Genomic DNA, 20,697 nt, shown 5'->3' with positions numbered 1-20,697 from the left:
AAAAATTTACTCATTCATGCATTTTTTTGGCATTTTTAAACTAATAAATCTGCCAAGAGCTGCCTATTTTTTTGAGGCAAACATGCCACTTACAACCTCTTCTTTTTTACCTATATTAGTTCACCGTACCATCAAACCGGATGATTATGAGAACTTTGTTCGTCCTGCTATCCTTTTCCCTATTAAATATAGTTTCTTTATTTGCGCAATTGAACCCCAAACTTTTTGAGAACCTCAACTTCCGTTTTATTGGTCCAGAAGGTAATCGAACCATTGCCATAGCAGGAGTACCGGGAGACCCCATGGTTAATTATATTGGTGCAGCTTCTGGCGGATTATGGAAAACCACGGATGGCGGTATTAACTGGAATCCCATTTTTGATGACCAAGAGGTTTCATCCATTGGGTCGGTGGCTTTGGCTCCTTCAAACCCCAACATCGTATGGGTAGGAACGGGCGAGACTTTTGTCATACGTCCTGCACACGCCATGGGCGACGGCATCTACAAGTCTGATGATGCTGGAAAAACCTGGAAAAGAATGGGCCTTGAAAAAACTGGGCGCATCGGTCGGGTAATTGTACACCCTACCAATCCGGACATTGTCTATGTCGCTGCACTAGGCCATACCTACGGCCCCCAAAAGGAACGTGGCGTGTACAAAACCACTGATGGTGGAAAAACATGGAAACAGATTTTGTTCATTGATGAACATACGGGAGCAGCTGAAATGGCCATCGATCCAAAAAATCCAGACCGACTTCTAGTAGGTATGTGGTCTATTCACATCAATACGTGGGGACTGAACAGTGGTGGTCCAGGCGGAGGTGTGTACCGCACCACCAATGGCGGCAAGTCTTGGGAAGCGCTATCCAAATACGGTTTGCCCGGAGGAAAAAACCAGCCCGTTGGAAAAACGGCCGTGGCCATTGCCCCTTCACAACCCGATGTGGTCTACGCTCTTTTCGAAATTGACAGTCCCGCCCTCTACCGTTCAGAGGATTTTGGGAACACATGGACCCTTCAAACCCAAAACCATGATATTGCCGAAAGGGCACCGTACTACACCCGTATGGCCGTTTCACCTGCAGACCCGGACGAAATCTATTTTGCCAGTGTAAAGTTCAGCACCTCTATGGATGCCGGTAAAAACATCACTGGAGGGTACGCTGCAGGTGGCGACAATCACGATATTTGGCTGGACCCCACCAATGCAGACCGTATGATGGTCGCCCATGACGGTGGAGCGAGTATTACTCTTAACCACGGAAAAAGTTTTCAACGTATAGTGTTGCCCATTGCCCAAATGTACCATGCGGCCGTAGACGATAATATCCCGTACAATGTTTATGGCAATCGACAAGATGGGTATTCGTACAAAGGGCCCAGCAATAGTCTTCAAGGTTATATTCCCCTTGGTCTTTGGAAAGGTGTGGGAGGTTGTGAAAGTGGATTTGCCCAACCCGACCCTTTTGACAATGATATTGTTTGGTCCGGTTGCTATGATGGCGGACTTCAACGGTATAATGCCCGAACCGGCCATGCACGTGATGTGCGTGTTTGGCCCGAAGCCGGATATGGATGGGAACCCGGCAAATTAAAATACCGATGGCATTGGAACTTTCCTTTGGCTTTTTCGCCACATACCCCACATCGGGTTTATGTAGGAAGCCAATTTGTGCATAAAACTGATGATGACGGACAAAGCTGGCAGGTCATTAGTCCCGATTTGACCTTGAACGACAAAACACACCAGCAAAATTCAGGCGGGGTGGCCATTGATAACCTAATGACTTTTGATGGCGCTACGCTCTTCAGTATTGCGGAATCCAAATTGGAACCGGGACACATCTGGACCGGCAGCAATGACGGACAGGTACATTTGACCCAAAACGGCGGGGAAACTTGGACCAATGTGACCCAAAACATTCCCAACCTCCCCAAATGGGGCACCATTGCCAATATTGAGGTTTCTCGATTTAAAAAAGGTACGGTATATATAACTGTGGACCTTCACCAAATGGGTGATTTTAATCCGTATGTGTACAAAACTTCCGATTATGGCCAAAGCTGGAAATTGATCAGTGGCTCAGTGCCTAAATCCGTCCATAGCTTTGCCCATGTGATCAAGGAAGACCCCAAAAGGGAAGGCATGCTCTATTTGGGTGTGGACAATGGCATCTACGTGAGTACCAATGATGGGCAAAGTTGGATGCGCCTGCGAAACAATCTCCCCCCAGCACCGGTATATTGGTTGGAAATCCAGGAGCGGTTTGATGATTTGGTCGTGGGAACCTACGGCCGAGGGTATTACATTCTGGACAATATTTCGCCCTTACGCGAATACGATATGGATGCCCAAGACAAGGATGCCCATCTGTTCAGCATACGTCCCTCCTATCGGTTTCAGGAAAAACAGAGCATAAAGACCGATGGCCCCAGTCTCAGTGCTGGGACCAATCCAGCCTATGGGGCCGACATCAACTACTTCCTAAAGGACAGTACCGACCAAAAAGTGAAAATCCAGATTCTCACCTCCAATGATGAGATTGTGCGTACGCTACAAGGAAAAAATGATGCGGGTATACACCGGGTGATGTGGGACCTTAGATACGAACCCACTTACAAACCCAAATTACAATCCACTCCTCCTGGTCGACCTTGGGTACAACTGAACGGTGAAGGTTGGCGCCCCTTGGTCACTTGGGACTTGGATTTGATGCGGGGACAATACGGCCCCAGAGTAGTTCCCGATACTTATAAAGTAAAATTGATTGTTGGGGAAACAGCATATGTCCGGGAAGTGGAAGTGATGAAAGATCCTTCCACTGAAGGAACCTTGGAAGATATCCAAAAACAAGTAGCCTTTTCCCTAGAGCTCAGGGATGCCATAAACGTGGCGGTGACTATGATCAATGATATTGAATCCATTCGGGCCGAACTGAATGAGATCATTCCACAGTTGCGAAATAAAAATGACATTAAAAAGGCGGAACAACTCCGGTCCATGGCCGAAGTCATTGCAGGCTCCCTGTACGACATCCATTTGACCGGTGCCCGGGAAGACGCATTTCGGTCACCCATGAAACTATACGGTCGTTTAAGTGCCCTTGCCAGCGATATCACCGGAAACGGTGTGGACTTTAGACCCACTGACCAACAAGGGGAGGTCTACTCCATTTTCAACAAAAGGCTCAAAGACGTTGATGACAAATTCAAAACCTTTATGAACGTAGAGGTCAGAAACTTCAACAGTCAATTGAAAAAAAGCGAGCTTCAGATACTATTGGACAAGAAAATAAAATCTTAATCAACGCAACAGGCCCTACAAAACCTGAAATCCATGGGCATAAGGGTCGTCATCATCTATGATGATGGTATTATACCCAGTTATTTGGGCCCAACCCTGGATGCTGGGAACAATGGCATGCGTATTGGCCAAGGTGGTTTCTTTTTCAACCCTTCCAATAAACTTACTCCCGATAAAACTTTCATGGATAAAATCCTCCCCTACCTTCAACTTGCCCTTGGCATGCAACTGCGCCAAACGGGCCGATGTTCCCGTGCCACAGGGCGAACGATCAATGGCCTTGTCCCCATAAAACACGGCATTTCTCCCTGAGGAGGTTGGATCCAAAGGATTTCCTGTCCACATCATGTGGCTGACATCCCTGATGGTGGTGTTTTCAGGATGGATGAACCTATCGGGATATTTTGCATTGATCCGTTCCCGGACCACCTTGGAATATTGAATGATCTTGGATGCCGTAAAATCATGCACCCCGCTAAAGTTATCCTGCGGATCAACAATGGCATAATAGTTCCCGCCATAGGCCACATCAAAAGTAATTTCTCCCAACTCGGGGCATTCCACCGTAAGATTTTCGGCCGCCAAATAGGATTTTACATTCACCAATTTTACCCAATCCACTTTCTTGCCTGTCTGTTGGTATTCGATTTCGACTAAACCCGCAGGGGCCTCCATTCTAATTTTTCCTGGGGTTTTGGGTTGAATCAATCCTTCCTCCAAAGCAATAGTGATGGTTCCAATGGTTCCATGACCGCACATGGGCAGACAGCCTGAAGTTTCAATAAAAAGAATTGCAATGTCATTTTCAGGCTCATGCGGCGGAAAGAGGATACTGCCACTCATCATATCGTGACCCCTTGGCTCAAACATGAGTCCTTTGCGAATCCAGTCAAATTCCTTGAGGAAATGCTGTCGTTTTTCACTCATATTCTGCCCCAAAAGGATAGGACCTCCCCCTGCCACCAAACGTACAGGGTTTCCACAGGTGTGGGCATCCACACAAAAAAACGTCTTTCTTGCCACGGCTAGCGCTTCAACTAAATTATATCGTGTTTAAAAATACAACCTTACCTCAAGTAATTGGGCAACAATTCTTCGGGAAAGGATTGGTAACTGATCGGCCTTGCCCATCTTTTGATGGAATGGATGCCCACCGCAGTGAACCTTGAATCCGTGGATGCCGGATAGGGTCCGCCGTGCTGCATGGAGGCACACACCTCGACCCCGGTGGGAACACCATTGTAAATGATACGCCCTACCCTGTTTTGGAGTACATCGACCAAGGTTTCCAAATCTAAATTATCATCTTTTTCAGCAATCAAGGTTCCGGTCAACTGGCCTTCCAAATTTTCAATGACCTGAAGGAGTTCTTCCTCATCCTTGCACTGTACCACCAATGAAAAAGGTCCAAAAACCTCTTTATGCATTTTGGGGTTGTTCAAAAAATCGGTCCCTGAAACTGTGGCAACTTCTGCTGGGGCATCATTGACCTTCACATCTTCACTTCTTTTGGCCATACTTTCCACACCTTTTTGCGATGTCACCTCCTCGCCATTTTTCTCGTACCCCCTTTTTATATTGGGGTGCAACATGCACTGTGGTGAAATGGCCACGGTCTTTTCAGCCAATGTTTCAACAAAGTTTTGTGTATTGGCGTCCTTGATGGTCAGCAATAATCCCGGATTGGTACAAAACTGTCCTGTTCCCAATGTAATGGAATCCGCATAGGTTTGGGCAATTTCATCGGCCCTTCGGGAAATGGCCTTGGGGGTGATGACCACGGGGTTGATACTCCCCATTTCCGCGAAAACGGGAATAGGTTCCTCCCGTTGCGAGGCCAAATCGAACAGTGCTCGACCGCCCGTGATACTTCCGGTAAACCCTACCGCCTTTACCTTGGGATGTTTGACCAAGTCCACACCTACGTCCACACCGCCGTTGACACAAGAAAATACCCCATTGGGCATTCCAGTCTCTTGGGCCGCCTTGACAATGGCCGAAGCTACCAATTCCGAGGTACCTGCATGCATGGGATGCGACTTTACGATTACAGGGCACCCTGCCGCCAAGGCACTTGCCGTATCCCCTCCTGCCGTGGAATAGGCCATAGGAAAATTGCTCGCCCCAAATACAGCCACAGGTCCCATGGGAATCAAGGCTTTTCTTAAATCGACTTTGGGAATGGGCTTTCGGTTCGGTTCGGCCGCATCAAATGTATTTTCCCGCCAATCGTCCTGGGCAACCAGCTCTGCAAAAGACCTTAATTGAAAAACGGTGCGTCCGCGCTCGCCCTTGGCCCTTCCTTCGGGAAGTCCGGTTTCGGAAATATATCTTTCCACCAATTCCTCGTCCAACTCCAAAATAAGATCCGCAATGGCATTTAAGAATGTCGCCCGTTGCTTTCCTGGAATCTTCCTGTACGTCTTGAAAGCATCCCATGCCAATTCAGCGGCCATATCCACTTCTTCAGTGGTGGCTTCCACAAAAGTTGAAGGGTTCTCCGTGTTCAATTTTGGGTTCAAGGTCGTGAATTTCACATCCCCTTTCCCACTCAAGTTGTTTCCAATGTAGTTTTTGCCTGTAATCATTATGCGTTGCTGCGGAGATTTTTATAATCGGGTAATACCGGTCTATTCTTTAGGCCTGTTTCAATGATCTTCAACACCCGCTGCCTTTCCCCACCCTGCAAAGGCAGTCTGGGTAGCCTCACATTTTCCGTACCTATGCCCGTGGCCACTTCGGCCAATTTAATGTTCTGCACCAATTGTGGGCTGATGTCCAGTTCCAACAAGGGCATGAACCATCTATAAATTTCAAGGGCCTCGTTGATTCTTCCCGCCTTTACCAATTCATAAATCGCCACCGTTTCGGCTGGAAAGGCACAGACCAGACCGGCCACCCAGCCATCGGCCCCTATGGCCAGACTTTCCAGCCCCAAAGTATCTACACCCGTGAACACTTTTACGCGGTCCCCAAAACGGTTCTGCAATCGGATGATATTGGTAATATCCCTTGTTGATTCCTTTATCGCTTGGATATTGCTGCATTCCAGCAAATCTTCCAACATATCCAAAGTTACCTCAATTTTATAATCCACAGGGTTGTTGTAGAGCATTATAGGCAGCGAAGTGTTGTTGGCAATGGCCTTAAAATAGGTCACCGTTTCAAAATCGGTGGCCCTGTACCGCATGGGGGGCAATACCATGAGTCCGTCTGCACCGGCTTTTTCTGCTTGTTGCGCCATGGCAATGGCATCCTTGGTGCTTTGCTCCGCCACGTTCATGACCACAGGTATTTTTCCATCCGCTATGGCCAAGGAGGCTTTGATCAGGATTTCTTTCTCATCTGGTTCAAGGGTACTGGCTTCCCCTAAGGTACCTCCCAGGATAATTCCATGGACACCTGCCTCCATCTGTGCCTTGATGTTCTTTTCGAACATGTCAAGATCCAATTGGTCATTGGCGGTGAACTTTGTGGTGACTGCCGGCATTACGCCTTTCCATTGTAGCATGACGATATTTTTTAATCACAAATTTAGAAGAGACAGGCCCAATCCTCGGTCTGAAAATTATCCAATTCCAATACTATATTATCCTATAAAATATTTTATATGTATTTTATGATGATTTTTGTATCATTCTTATGAAAGTACTTCCTTTTAAAATACCCAAACCCAAAGATGAAGCCTTGGTGTACCAAGAGGACCGGGAAAAGGTGTTCTATGATCAACTGCATCAACATGCCGAAATCCAGATAAGCTATATTGAAAAGGGAGAAGGCACTCTCATTGTTGGGGATTCCATCAATGAATATAAGACCAACGACATTTTGGTCATAGGAAGTTATGTACCCCATGTTTTTCGAAGTGATACCCATACCACGAATAAATCCGTCATGCGCACGCTGTTTTTCAACCGAGGTTCCTTTGGAAAGGATTTTTTTGACCTCCCGGACCTTGCCGCCAGTAACCTTTTCTTTCAACAATCGGTATATGGAATGAAAGTGGTCACCCCAAAGGAAAACATCATCGCTCTTTTTAAGCAGCTACGGCAACAGAACAAAATGGAACGGATTGCTTCCCTACTTATGATCATTAGTCAGATAACGAAGTCCCATACCCAACCTCTTTCGTCATTTGTGTACAACAAGGCTTTTTCGGACGATGAGGGAAAACGCATGAACAAGGTATTCGATCACGTCATGGAGCACTATCACGAGCACATCACCCTCCAAGACATTTCGGAAAAGGCTCACATGAGCAAGAATGCCTTTTGCAAGTATTTTAAAAAGCGTACCAACAAGACTTTCTTTCAGTTTTTGATTGAAATACGGATAGAGAATGCCAGCAAACGTATCATCAGCCAGCCCGAACTTCCCATTTCCTTGGTTTCTGAGCAGTGTGGTTTTGGCAACTTGGCCAATTTCAATAGAAAATTCAAGGAACTGAAAGGGTGTACCCCCACCCAATACAGGACCCAATTTCCATAGGAAAGGACCCAAGCCAAAATGGCTGGGTCCTTTCCACGAACATAAATAACAACCCTACCAAATAGTTATGATTTCCTCACGCCGCATTTTGCTGCCCTTGGGGATATCAAAAGCTTTGATGAATTCCTCGAAATTGGAGAGTGCACCGTTGGCCCGGTAAAAACTAGGGGAATGCGTATCTGTCTTTACCAGGTTCTCCAAGGCCTTGTCCCTATATTTACCTCGCCACATTTTGGCATAGGCGAGAAAAAATCGCTGCTCATCCGTTAGTCCATTGATGACTTGGGCACCTTTTTCGGCCTGATTGATTTTCATGGCTTCAAAGGCAATGGCCAAGCCGCCCAAGTCGCCAATATTTTCTCCCAGGGTAAGCTTGCCATTCACATGGATGGAATCCAACACCACATAGGCATCGTATTGCTCTTCTATCTTCTTGGCCCTCGCCTCAAACCGTTCCCTATCCTCCGGGGTCCACCAGGATTTCAGGTTTCCATCGGCATCGTATAGGCTACCGTTATCATCAAATCCATGGGTGATCTCATGGCCAATGATTACCCCTGCAGAACCATAATTGGTTGCATCATCTGCATCATAATCAAAAAAAGGTGGATTAAGAATCCCTGCGGGAAAGACAATTTCATTCCGATAGGCAGAAAAATATGCATTGACCGTGGGCGGGGTCATGCCCCATGCATTGGGGTCAACCTCATCCCCCAAACGGTTCAATTGCCGCAAATAGTCATGCTCCCTTAACCGAATCACATTTCCGAAGTAATCATCGGCCTTGATGTCCACTGCAGTATAATCCAACCATTCATCGGGATATCCTATTTTCACCCCCATTTTATCCAGTTTATGGCGAGCTTGGATCTTGGTCTCTTCGGTCATCCACGTATATCGGTTTATCCGTTGATGGAATGCTTGCTTCAAATTATCGATGAGTCCGATCATTTTGTCCTTGTTCCGCTTGGGAAAGTATTTTTCCACAAAGAGCTTTCCCAAGGGTTGCCCTAAATTTATGTCCGTAGAATTCTGCGCAATCTGCCAACGCGGAAATTCCTCTTCCACCCCATTCAATGTGGTCTGGTAAAAAGCAAAGCTTCGACTTCGGATGGCATTGTTCAACATGGGGGTTGTTCCCCGAATCACCTTCCATTGCATATAGGTCTTCCAATCCGCAATGGAGAAATCATCCAACATCCGGTCAAACATGGCCAAAAACTCGGGTTGGTTCACGATAACATAATCCACTTCCTTCTTCAACCCCAAATCCTTAAAATACTTGGGCCAATCTACATTGAATGTGAGTTGGTTGAGCTCGGCCATGGTCCTCTTGTTGTAGTTTCTTTCCGAATCCCGAAGTTGGACCGGACTTCTATGGATTTGGGCCATCCGGGTTTCCATTTCGAAGATTTTTTGGGCCGCTTCCCGCTCCTTGCCTTGGTGTAATTGCAGCATTTTGAAGATATCCGTCATCAATTCAAGGTATTTGTCCCGGAACTCTTGATACTGTTGATTGTCTTCCAAGTAGTAGGCCCTATTGCCCAGACTCAAGCCAGACTGACTCAGATAAAGGGCGTACATGGAACTGTTCTTGGCATCCAGAACGGTATAAGTGCTAATGGGTGCCTGAATGCCTTTGGCATATAATTTTGCGGTCAGTGTCAAGTAATCCTCTTTGGTGTTAATCTGGTCCACTTCATCCAAATATGCCTTTAAAGGCTTCAGTCCCAGATTCTCCAATCGTACCGTATCCATACAACTGGCATAGAAATCGGTCACCATTTGCTCGGTTGAACCCTTTTCATAGGACGTATTGCTCTCTGTAAGCTCTTTAAAAATTCCCTTTATGCGGTCCTGGTTTTTAAAATAGACCTCATGGAAACTCCCCCAAGAGCCATAGGCTGCTGGAATTTCCGTGCTGTCCAACCATTGGTGGTTCACGTAGGTATAAAAATCGTCTTGGAGCTGTTGTTTCCCCTGTGCAAAGGCCATGGTTGTAGCCGTTAGGGCTAAAACTGCCATCATCCTGTTTTTCATATGTTCATTTTTTGAGTTGTTACTATATTTTTTTTCGATATCAATCCCAAACAAATTTCCATGAACCATCCTCTTGGCGCTTCCAAACGGTATGGAACACGCCTTTGGCCTCCGCCGGATTGCCTTCTGCATCTTCATAGGAAAATGTATAGTACCCATAGGTGTAGCCCAGGTCCCCGGATTTGGAGACTTCGATAAATTCCGGTTTCCAAGCCAATCCTTTTGAGGTTTGGTTCTGCATAAAATCGGCAATACCCTGCTTGCCCTCAATGAGTTGATTGTTCCTCATGAGAACGGCATCTTCGGCAGCGTAGGCCAGAAAGGCTTTGTTCATCCCTTCTTCCTTGGCCATTTGTGCAAAAGCGGCCTCGGAATCGGCAATTTGTTGTTTCCACGTCTCCAAAACTTGGGGAAGCGGTTCTTGGGTCTGGCCACATGCCATTAGGAGTACCATGGCCAGTACACTACATACATTGATTATTTTCATGACTTTAATTTTTAGTGGTTTGGGTTCCAATTGGGCTGGGTCTTTTTTCCATTTACGGAAAACGTATTGACCGCCTCCAAATCGGTTCCATTTTTATATTGATATTCAAATCTATGAACCCCTATTTGGGTATTGTTGACCGGGTTTTCATCAGCATCCAAATAGCTACGCTCCGCCAACCTTCCTCTTTCATCATAATGGTTTTCTTCTATGGCATAACCTCCCGACCCATTGACAAGCTTGCCTTCCTGATCATGATAAAACCCGCGGATAGGTCGCCCCTCTGCGTCAAATTGGGTCTTATATTCGTGAATCTTATTCGCGCCGAGTCCTATGGGGTTTCCTTCCTTATCAAAAAAAGACCTTGTGGCCAAAAACCTCCCATTAGCATCATAGGTGGTTTTGATGATGCCAATACCGCTGTTGGAATTACTTGGTCTATCTTCCGTATCCAAAAAAGTCCGTTCTACTTCATTGCCGTGTTCATCAAAACGATATACCACTTTATGCACCCCCCAATTGGTGAGCTGTGGCTCATTGTTCTGATCAATGAAAGCGGCTTCCTGTTCCGAAAAAAAATCAGAAGGGATATAGGCTATTTTGGCAATATTGGTCATACCCCGAGTCAACTTACCATCCCCATCGTAGTTGGACCATTCCGTAAGTTGTCCGTTGGCGTTATAGCGAACTTTGGTGGTGATCACATTCGCTTCATCGGGCGTGGGGGTCTTGCCTTCTTTTCCCAAATTGGTCATTTGGGCCAGTAGACCATGAACATTATAGGAGAAAAGGGTCGCAAAATATTGGAATTCCGGCCGATTTCTCACAAGCTCATCTTCGGTATTGTAACGCCATTCCATGACATCGCCATTGGGCATTGTCTCCCAAACGTATCTGGCGATGCCAAAATCATTTTCAATGATGTTCCCTGCAATATTGTGGAAGGTCAAACCTGTTCTTTCTCTCTTCCCATTCAGGGTAAATCGTGCTTCGTATACATCCCCAGAAACCAAGGTTCGATGACCAAACTCATTATAAAATGTGCGTATTTCTTTATTTTCTTGATAGCTGACCTTAATTTTAGGCGCTCGTACAAATCGGTCCGAAAATGGAACCAGTTTACCATTGAGCACATAGCGGCACTCCACCAGCCTTCCCTTTTCATCATAATCCAATTCAAAATGTTTTTTGTTGTCCACATCATGCTTCTCCATCTTCTTGGTTCCTCTGATATCGGCAAAAGGGGTTTCCCGGAACACAATGCCCATGGTATATTGGGTGTGCTGTGCGGTTACTTTCAATCCACAACTCAACAGCATCAGTACTGCCCAGATCAGGTTTGTTGCCTTTCTCATTTGTATTCTTTGTTTCTGGTTTGATATAATCATAAAGCCAATCGATAGGTGAGTTTCATCAAGAAAATGTTCTCCGGTTTTTGTCCAAAAATGCCCGATTCCAATCCGCGGGTCAAACTATCCGCTGGATCCATAAAATTGGATATCCCCTGCGACCAGACCAAGAACAACTCCGACCCTGGGATATACTCCCAACGCACCACCAAGTTGGAGCGAAACTCCACCAAGGAAAAATCAGGGTCATCGAAACTGTAATCCAAAGTGCCGTCCAGATTTTCATCCACCATATACATTCCCGTATCAAACTGCTTGTTTATCTGCCCCTCTTCCAGCAATTCATAACGATCAAAAAGATTTTCCGCCGTAGGATTGGTTATGTAATTGAAATGGGAATACCGCCCCCTGGCAATAAAAGGCTGCCCATAGTATTGAATGGTGAGGTTGGGATTTATGGTGTAGTTTACCCGAATGGCCGCACTCAATGTTTTGTTATCTATTTCCGAAGTAATGTATCTGGGCATCCCACTGAATTGGGTCTCCGTGACATATTGGGTCTTGTGGGGATATCTGGCATATTGTGGACTAAAGGATATGCTCAGTGCATTGGAGGGCTGATAGGTAACCCCGCCGGTAAATTCAAAAATGGTAAAGTGACCCTGTTTGGCTTCCGAATAGAGCAAATCGGCACTGAACCGTAATTTTTTCCGCAAATCGGTATTGGCAATGAACCAGACAAAGTTTTCCCGTGAGAGCTTAAATCGTGGACCTCCCTGCAAGTGCGCCGTACGATAATTAATGGGAATATGCCCCCCACCCACATCAAAGCTCCAGTTATTCAAAAAAGTGCCATCGGCCCCAAATTGATATTGCATTCGGTTGCGGTTCCCTTCAAAATCAAAACTGTTGAAGTAATTAAAATTGGCTCCTACTCTCCTAAACTTTCCCATCTGACGGGTAGACTCATAGGCCACCGTATTGTATTGGCGAAACTCATCAGTCTGACGTAAAAATCCAATATCGTTGATTTCGAGCTCTGGGGATTTCCAAAAAGCGCCAATGGTGTATCGCAAATTGCCACCACCCACTTTTCCATACTCCAATTTTCCTCCGGTTCCCGCCAGGGAGGTTCTGGTGGAATCCACTTCCACGTGGCCCGCATCGGTGCGTTGGAACAAATGGGTCAAGGTATTTTGGGTTGCGGCAATGGCCTCCCTACTCCCCTTTACCTTACTAAAAATGGAATAGCCCATGAGGTAGTAGTTCCGGTTGCTCCATTGGTGCTTAAAGTCCAACCCACCCGAATAGGCGTCGGTATGCAAAAAATTGAGTTGGTCGGGTACATCAAACCGATTGGTGGCCGTTACGATACCCCCTACGTATGAATTGTTGTTGTTAAAGTCTTTCTGTAATCGCCCCACAAAATAATTGGTAAGCGGTTCCACCAATTCCTCGCTTCGTTCCCCATTGGTGTCAATTTCGGCATATTCCTTGGCCGTTAAACTTTCCATAACACCTATGGACCACCCATTCTTGGTCTTTCCCGAAAATTTGGCCGCACCAAGAATGGTAGTGTTTCCCGGTCGGTCCACATATTGGTCGCCAGACACACTGGGGTATCCTTGCGGGGTCCTTCCTATGCGCCTCGAATAAAATAGATTGTCCGAGGCATGTGAAAATCTGTAATCAAAAATGTTCTTGTTCTCCACAAAGAAAGGACGCCGCTCTTGAAAAAATATCTGGAAGCCATCCAAGGCAATAGCCGATGGGTCGGCCTCCACTTGTCCAAAATCAGGGTTCACGGTCAAATCTAAGGTAAGGTCATTGGTCACTCCAATCTTGGCATCCACTCCCCCATTCAACTTAAAATCATTGCCATCCCTAAAGGGATTTCCCTCCTCTTTTTCATAGGTTTTTAGCTGCGTTACCGTAAAAGGCTGTATTTCCAGCTGGTTTTGCGGAGTCAGGTTTTTTAATCCATGGAGTTCCCCAAACTCACTGACCCAGCCTGGGGCATCTTGGGGAATACGCTGCCAAACGGAGCGTTCCTCATTTCTAAAATAACGCCTTAAAACCTGGAGCCCCCAGACCTGCTCCTTATCCGCATTAAACCGCAGCTGACTTAAAGGAATTTTGATTTCGGCGGTCCAACCCTCATCATCTATCTGGGTTTTGGTCATCCAAATGGGGTTCCAACTACTGTCCCAATCGTCCCCATTATTGGAAACAAATTCATCCCCACGAACCCCAGCTACAGTTGCCGTAAAGGAAAATGCGGTCCGAAGATCGTGGTAACTGTCAATGTTAACCTCAACCCAATCGCCATCAAAGGTATCCCTACGGCCCATCCGCCGAACAATACTATCCGGCTCAGCATCCAAGGCCCTTATGGCAAAATAGATATATTTGGTATCGTAAATGATCTTGAACTTGGTTTGAAAGGTAGGTGGCGTGTTTTCATCTGGGCGAACCTCTATAAAATCACCGCCCCATTCTACAATATCCCATATTGGGTCGTCTATTGCTCCGTCAATAACGGGAGTTCGTCCATCTTGAATGGCATTGGTGTTATATTTCTTTTTTTCAATGATCTGGGCGTCCAAGACCTGAATAGAAGCCGGCAAAATAGCCAGCCACAAAAAAATCTTTCCCATGTAATAGTTTTATGCACCAGCCTGCATTGACCCCAATCCCAATGGATTGTTGTTGATATAAGTGATGACTGTCGTTTTTTGATTGATTTGATTGACATTTCCCGCTAAATTTAGCTGATGATAGCATCCCTCTTTTTAAAAAGAATTGAAGACACTTTTTTTTGATGCAGGCACACAAGTATCTGATTTGAAACACCTTTATCATGAAATGGAGCAATTAGTTTTCGCAATCAATGCGGTAAATGTTCCCTATTTTCGCCTAAATTGCATGGATGGCTTATAGAGTAATCATTGTAGATGACGAATTGCTGGCGCGACAGCGAATTGTTGAGTTATTGGAAACACGAAAGGAATTCCATATTGAAGCGCAATGTGCCAATGGGGAAGAAGCCATCCAACAAATCAACACCGTTGGGCCCGATGTGCTTTTTTTGGATGTGGAACTGAAAGACTTAACTGGTTTTGATGTGCTCCAAAACCTGAACCTACAGAAAATGCCTTTGATCATCTTCATTACAGCCTATGACAGCTATGCCATCCAGGCCTTCAACAATTATGCTTTGGATTTTCTACTAAAACCCTTCAAAAATCACCGATTTTTTGAAACTCTAGATCGTATTGAGGAACGGATGAAACTCAACAATTATGGAACCGATATGAGGCAGTTTTTATTGGATATTCAAGGTAATATTGGAAGCTCTCCAAACACTATGGCTTCCCGGTTTCCCATTCGAGAGAACAACCGAACTGTTTTTTTGAACAAGGAACGCATCAAGTATATCTGTGCTTCCAGCTATTATTCGGATGTTCACAGTGTAGACAAAACCTATACCGTTAGGGAATCCCTTAAAAATCTTTTGGTACAGTTAAACGCCACCAACTTTGTACGGATCCACCGATCAACCATCATCAATGTGGACCATATGCAGGAACTTGTTCATTCAGATTATAACGAAATGGATGTGCGGATGCATGATCAGGAACTGTTCCGAATCAGTAAATCATATAAAAAGGAATTTCTAAAAAAATTGGGGTTGGCACCATGAAGAAGCTATTGAAGAAATACGGGGAGAGACCTTTGATCATCTATTTGGTGGTCTTTTACACTTTTATTGCCCTTGTGGATTTTATGCGGAGCTTTTACTTTCTGTACAGTGGTCCAAGGCGCGTCACGAACGATTTTACCGGGCTGGTTTTGGTGAGCCTTGTTGATTGGGCCTTTGTACTCCTTTTTATGTGCTCCGTTTCCTTGCTCACCAAATACCTTCTGATGAAACGGGTATCCTGGACAAAGATCATTCCATTGCACATTGTGTTGAGTATTTTGCAGAGCTATCTTGTTGGATTTATCTCACCTCTGTTGCTCACTTACGAACTGATAACCATTGAACTTGGCTTTTTTGAAAAGGTCACCCATACCTTTTTCTTTAATGTCACCACCAACATCTTGCTCTACAGCTCCATGATCTTGATCATCTATGCCTATTTCTACCTTCAACAGGTAAAAAATCAAGAAATACGGAACAAGGTGTTGGAGAACAGTCTCATAAAGTTTAAACTGAAAACCCTGGAAAGTCAGCTCAATCCCCACTTCCTTTTTAACACGCTGAACAGTATTTCCAGCCTTATCCCCAACGATCCGGATGCCGCCCAAGACATGGTGGCAGATATTAGTTTCTTGCTTCGAAAATTCTTAAGCATTGATGACAAGAACTTTATCACCGTTCGGGAAGAATTGGAAATTCTGGATTACTATACCAACATCCTAAAGCAGCGTTTTCAAGAAGATCTGGTTATCACACGAGAAGTACAGGAGTCCACTCTGTACAAACAGATTCCACGATTGTTGATACAGCCCATTATTGAAAACTCCATAAAACATGGATTCTCAAAAGAAAACAAAAAGCTGAATATACACCTGTCCATCCAAGACCAAGGAGACTCCATTTTGTTATCGGTGGAAAACAATGGTAAAAGAATACCCAAGTATCCCATTTATTCCAATAGTGGCATAGGAATCATCAACATTAAGGAACGATTGCAGGCATTGTATCACGGAAAATCAGATTTTCATTTTGAGAATATGCCCAAAGGGGTTAAAACCGTGATTACCATTCCCAAAATACAAAGCATTTAATGCATTTTCTTATAAGTTCACATCAAATAAAGATAAATCGGAATCAATTTTGCACGAACAGGGATAGAAAACACGAGTTTAGCACTGTTTTCAAAACAATGGTTTTGTTTGATGATTTATGCTAAAGCCAACTATTTAAGTTGGCTTTAGTTCTTATAGCTACTAAGGTATGGTTAAAAAAATAGGGGTACTGCTATTTCTTGCAGTCGTAGGTCAAACGTTTGCACAAACTTCGTTCAAGGGTAAAATAGTGGACTCCAATGGTGCTGCCATTGCCTTTGCCAATGTGGTAGCCATGAGCAAGTCTGATTCAACCCTGATAAAAGGTGCCATCACCGATATGGACGGACTGTTCAATGTTGATGTGAAACAACCTCAAAACAGTTATTTATCCATTTCATTTGTAGGTTTCCAGACTACAACCGTGACCGACCTGTCCAATACCAATTTGGGAAACATAACTTTGGAAGATCAGACCCAAGCGCTTGAAGAAGTTGCCGTGGTAGGTCAAAAACCCTTCATTCAAAAAGAACAGGACAAGCTGGTGCTCAATGTAGAGAACAGTATCGTTAACACGGGAAACTCCACCATGGAGTTGTTGGAAAAGGCCCCAGGGGTGATCATAGATCAAGATGATGTCATATCCCTTAGTGGTCGTACCGGGGTACGAATCTATATGGATGGAAAGGACACCCGTTTACAAGGGGAACAATTGGCCAATTTACTGCGTAGCCTGCCTTCTTCCAATATCGAGAAAATAGAGATCATCACCAATCCCTCGGTACGTTATGAGGCCCAGGGCAATGCGGGCATCATCAATATAGTCACCAAAAAAGGGAAACTTTATGGTACCAACGGAAGCCTTACCTTGAGTCCGGGATACGGGCGTTATTTCCGATGGAACAGTGCCATGGACTTTAACCATAGGACTGAAAAATTGAACCTCTACGGTCAGTATTCATATACCGACCGCAACCAATATCAAGAAATTGTCATTGATAGGATATTCTTGGACGGGGACCAACCTCAAGGCTATTATGACCTTCAAAACGATTTTGAACTGCCCTTAAAAACCCATACCGGAAGACTTGGAATTGACTATACGGTAAGTGACAAGACCACGCTCGGGGTCTTGTTCACTGGACTCAACAATAAAACCGAGAACATCTCTACCAGCAATGTATTAGGGTACAATACGGACTGGGAACTTATTTCGGAGGAGAACACGGACACAGATATTGCCTCCGAATGGAACCAGTTTACAGCCAACCTTAACGCCAGACACAACTTTGCGAACAAAAGTGCCCTCAATTTTAATTTTGACCATGCCCGTTACAGCAATTGGTCCGACCAGAAGTTTGTCTCCAATTTTGACTTTTTTGAAAGCAACACTACTGCCCAAGACATTCTTTTGGGAGATGTTGACGGTTTCCTTAACCTTACCGGGATTACCGTGGATTATGAGCTCCCATTAAAAAATGGGGACCGATTTGAAGCCGGTTGGAAAAACACTTGGGTGAAATCGGATAACGACCTGGCCTATGTGAATGAAAACAACGGGGTCACCACCCCAAATACCAACCTCAGCAACCATTTCATCTATGATGAAGATATATATGCGGGCTATGTGAGCTACAATATCAACCGTGAAAAATGGAATGCGCAAGTAGGGTTACGCGCTGAAAACACCTCTGTTATTGGCAACCAGGTTACCACTAACACGGTCAACAAAATGGATTATTTGAACCTGTTTCCCACGGCTTCCTACAACTATACTTTTAACGAAAAGCATACCTTGGGCATATCGGCGGGTAGGCGTATTGACCGTCCCGGTTATGGCCAGCTCAATCCCTTCCGAACCTTTGTGAACACCAACACCTACCGTGAGGGGAACCCCTATCTGCAACCCCAGTTCACATGGGTGAGTGAGGTCAATTATACCTTTAAGCAGCGTTACTACTTTGCCTTCAATGTAGGTATTACTGAAGATCATTTGACCATGGCCATTATTCGTGATGGAGACCAAGAGGTGGTCATCGTGCGTCCCATCAACATAGATAGGCTGAAGAGCTACTCCTTTGTGGCCAGTCTTCCGATACAGTTCAACAATTGGTGGCAGAGCAATTGGAACATTAACGCATCCATCAATGATTTTGATGGAGACATCAATGGGTTTAATTTTGACCGCAGCAATCCCGTGGTAAGTCTCAATACCAACCACAGTTTTGGATTGGGGAACGGCTACCGATTGCAGGCCGGGGCCTTTTATCTTTTCCCTCACTATGGAAGCATTACGAGGGCAGAGACCATTTCGTCCTTTTCCGTGGGACTCCAGAAAAACTTGTTCAAGGATGCCATGACCCTACGGTTCAACATCAATGATATTTTCTGGAACCAATACCCCACTGGAAGAACCGCTTTTGGCAATCTGGACGATTCCTTCACTAGCTACCGGGACACCCGTTATGCCACCCTTTCCATTTCTTGGCGATTTGGAAAACAGTCGGTACAGCCGGTTCGTAGAAGGCAGTCCGAAATCCAACAGGAAATGGACCGGGCACGACAACAAAACGAAGGATAGCCCGAAATTTCTGCTTGGGGTTTACTTTAAAAAAGTTCTAACTTTAATGCTCGAACTTTTGCGAAGTTGTATACCATCATCGACATAGAGACCACTGGGAACGGAATCAAGGGGAACAAAATCACCGAAATTGCCATTTTTAAGTTTGATGGTACCCAGATTGTGGAGGAATTCACTTCCTTGGTGAATCCGCAATGCCCCATTCCGTATTTTATCACCGGACTTACGGGAATTGATGACCAGATGGTGCAAAATGCTCCCACTTTCCCTGAAATTGCAGAAAAGGTTCTGGCCCTGACGCAAGACTGCATCTTTGTGGCCCATGCCGTGAATTTTGATTACGGGGTGATTAAAGAGGAGTTTCGGAGCATAGGGATGGACTTTACCCGAAAAAAGCTGTGCACAGTACGCTTATCCCGAAAACTCATTCCCGGATTGCGATCCTACAGCTTGGGAAAACTCTGCTCCGCGATTCAAATTCCGTTAACGGACCGACACCGCGCACGAGGCGATGCCCATGCTACCACCCTGTTGTTTCAAAAACTATTGAACACCCCCAATTCGGAACTTGTGTTCCAAAAATTTCTCAATGCTCGAAGCCAAGAGGCCACTTTGCCACCCCATTTGCCCAAATCGGTTTTTAATAAGATCCCGGCCCAACCGGGCATCTACTACTTTAAAAACCAAAATGGGGAAATCATTTATGTGGGAAAGGCCATCAACTTGAAAAAAAGGGTACTCGGCCATTTTTATGATAAAAGTGCCAAGGAAATCCAGCTCTGTAGTGAAACGGCCGATATCGATTTTAAACTTTCGGGCAGTGAATTAGTGGCACTACTTATGGAATCGGCGGAAATTAAACGTTTGTTCCCCTTGTACAACCGGGCCCAAAAACGAACGGTTAGGCAATACGCCATTTTTCAGTACGAGGATAGAAATGGGATTACCCATTTAGCCTATAATTCCTTGAAAGGGGCACCAAACCCCATAAAAGTTTTTTATAACCAAACCGATTGTAGGGCCTATTTGCATGAAATGTGCAAAAATTTTGCATTATGCCCCAAGTATTGCCATCTGCAACAAACGCAATCAGCCTGTTCCCATCATGAGATTACCAGTTGCGAGGGAATATGTCGGGGTGAGGAATCCATCGATGATTACAACCAAAAAGTGAAAAACGCCATTCTGGAAACCAAATCCTTGGAATCTGAGGTGAGGGTCATCAAGGAGAAAGGTAGAAATCCAGAGGAAAGCGCGGTGGTTCTCATTGCAGAAGGGGTGTATAAAGGGTATGGTTTTATTGACCAAGAGCTGGAGGTATCTTCTTTGGAAGATATTGAGGCACACATTATTCCACAGAAACACACTTTGGAAACGCAACGTATTGTGGAGGCTTTGTTACCCAAGTTGGAGTCTTTTGTGTTGTAAGGAGTTGACACGAATTTCACGAATATTCACAAAGGCATTGCGGTGGATTCCGCATCAGGTGCGGAATGACGGCTTGTTTTCCTTGGTCATTTCGACCGTATGGGAGAAATCTAAGATGGGAAGAGATTTCTCGGTCGCAAGCTCCCTCGAAATGACATGGGAACAAGGACTACACGATTTAAGTTATTGTCTCAACCGTCATGCTGAACGGGTTTCAGCATC

Annotated in this window: 13 protein-coding genes; 6 read left to right on the top strand and 7 right to left on the bottom strand. The window is 45.1% G+C overall.

Annotated features, from left to right (window positions below; translation table 11 throughout):
- Positions 1–146: 146 nt before the first annotated feature.
- Positions 147–3,308, top strand: a complete 3,162-nt coding sequence (locus EZV76_RS05905) for a VPS10 domain-containing protein (protein WP_136565680.1) — start codon at positions 147–149, stop codon at positions 3,306–3,308.
- A 15-nt stretch (positions 3,309–3,323) separates the two neighbouring features.
- On the opposite strand, the gene EZV76_RS05900 is transcribed toward EZV76_RS05905, so the two are convergent.
- The 3 genes from EZV76_RS05900 to EZV76_RS05890 are packed head-to-tail and all read right to left on the bottom strand — an operon-like array spanning position 3,324 to position 6,819.
- Complete coding sequence (locus EZV76_RS05900; RefSeq protein WP_136565679.1) at positions 3,324–4,331, bottom strand: 4-hydroxyproline epimerase; 1,008 nt, start codon at positions 4,329–4,331, stop codon at positions 3,324–3,326.
- Positions 4,332–4,375: 44 nt separating this feature from the next.
- Positions 4,376–5,896 carry an aldehyde dehydrogenase (NADP(+)) gene (locus EZV76_RS05895; protein WP_136565678.1) on the bottom strand — a complete coding sequence of 507 codons (1,521 nt, stop codon included), beginning with the start codon at positions 5,894–5,896 and terminating at the stop codon, positions 4,376–4,378.
- On the bottom strand, positions 5,896–6,819 hold the full coding sequence (locus EZV76_RS05890) for a dihydrodipicolinate synthase family protein (RefSeq protein ID WP_136565677.1): 924 nt from the start codon (positions 6,817–6,819) through the stop codon (positions 5,896–5,898). The genes EZV76_RS05895 and EZV76_RS05890 overlap by 1 nt, the downstream gene beginning before the upstream one ends.
- Positions 6,820–6,950: 131 nt before the next feature.
- Between EZV76_RS05890 and EZV76_RS05885 the strand changes: the two genes are divergently transcribed.
- Complete coding sequence (locus tag EZV76_RS05885; protein WP_136565676.1) at positions 6,951–7,796, top strand: AraC family transcriptional regulator; 846 nt, start codon at positions 6,951–6,953, stop codon at positions 7,794–7,796.
- Positions 7,797–7,850: 54 nt separating this feature from the next.
- On the opposite strand, the gene EZV76_RS05880 is transcribed toward EZV76_RS05885, so the two are convergent.
- From EZV76_RS05880 to EZV76_RS05865, 4 genes are read right to left on the bottom strand one after another with little or no spacing between them, the layout of a single operon-like run.
- On the bottom strand, positions 7,851–9,836 hold the full coding sequence (locus EZV76_RS05880) for a M13 family metallopeptidase (RefSeq protein ID WP_161594388.1): 1,986 nt from the start codon (positions 9,834–9,836) through the stop codon (positions 7,851–7,853).
- Positions 9,837–9,876: 40 nt separating this feature from the next.
- Complete coding sequence (locus EZV76_RS05875) at positions 9,877–10,323, bottom strand: YybH family protein (protein ID WP_136565674.1); 447 nt, start codon at positions 10,321–10,323, stop codon at positions 9,877–9,879.
- 11 nt (positions 10,324–10,334) lie between these two features.
- Complete coding sequence (locus tag EZV76_RS05870) at positions 10,335–11,678, bottom strand: RHS repeat domain-containing protein (protein ID WP_136565673.1); 1,344 nt, start codon at positions 11,676–11,678, stop codon at positions 10,335–10,337.
- 29 nt (positions 11,679–11,707) lie between these two features.
- Entirely contained in the window at positions 11,708–14,329 is a 2,622-nt protein-coding gene (locus EZV76_RS05865; RefSeq protein ID WP_136565672.1) for a DUF5916 domain-containing protein, read from the bottom strand.
- Between the two features lie 272 nt (positions 14,330–14,601).
- On the opposite strand from EZV76_RS05865, the gene EZV76_RS05860 reads away from it, so the two are divergent.
- The 4 genes from EZV76_RS05860 to EZV76_RS05845 all read left to right on the top strand — a co-directional run bounded on the left by EZV76_RS05860 (position 14,602) and on the right by EZV76_RS05845 (position 20,475).
- Complete coding sequence (locus tag EZV76_RS05860) at positions 14,602–15,375, top strand: LytR/AlgR family response regulator transcription factor (protein WP_136565671.1); 774 nt, start codon at positions 14,602–14,604, stop codon at positions 15,373–15,375.
- Positions 15,372–16,466, top strand: coding sequence for a sensor histidine kinase (locus EZV76_RS05855; RefSeq protein ID WP_136565670.1), 1,095 nt, complete (start codon positions 15,372–15,374; stop codon positions 16,464–16,466). The genes EZV76_RS05860 and EZV76_RS05855 overlap by 4 nt, the downstream gene beginning before the upstream one ends.
- Before the next feature lie 169 nt (positions 16,467–16,635).
- Positions 16,636–19,047 (top strand): outer membrane beta-barrel protein, encoded by a 2,412-nt coding sequence (locus EZV76_RS05850; RefSeq protein ID WP_136565669.1) that lies wholly within the window; start codon positions 16,636–16,638, stop codon positions 19,045–19,047.
- A 66-nt stretch (positions 19,048–19,113) separates the two neighbouring features.
- On the top strand, positions 19,114–20,475 hold the full coding sequence (locus tag EZV76_RS05845) for an exonuclease domain-containing protein (protein ID WP_136565668.1): 1,362 nt from the start codon (positions 19,114–19,116) through the stop codon (positions 20,473–20,475).
- The last annotated feature ends 222 nt before the right edge of the window (positions 20,476–20,697 follow it).

Origin of the sequence: Flagellimonas alvinocaridis (assembly GCF_004916895.1) — a bacterium.
GTDB classification, from domain to species: domain Bacteria; phylum Bacteroidota; class Bacteroidia; order Flavobacteriales; family Flavobacteriaceae; genus Flagellimonas; species Flagellimonas alvinocaridis.
Note: the sequence above shows the minus strand (reverse complement) of the source record. Positions and strands in the feature narration are given on the sequence as shown.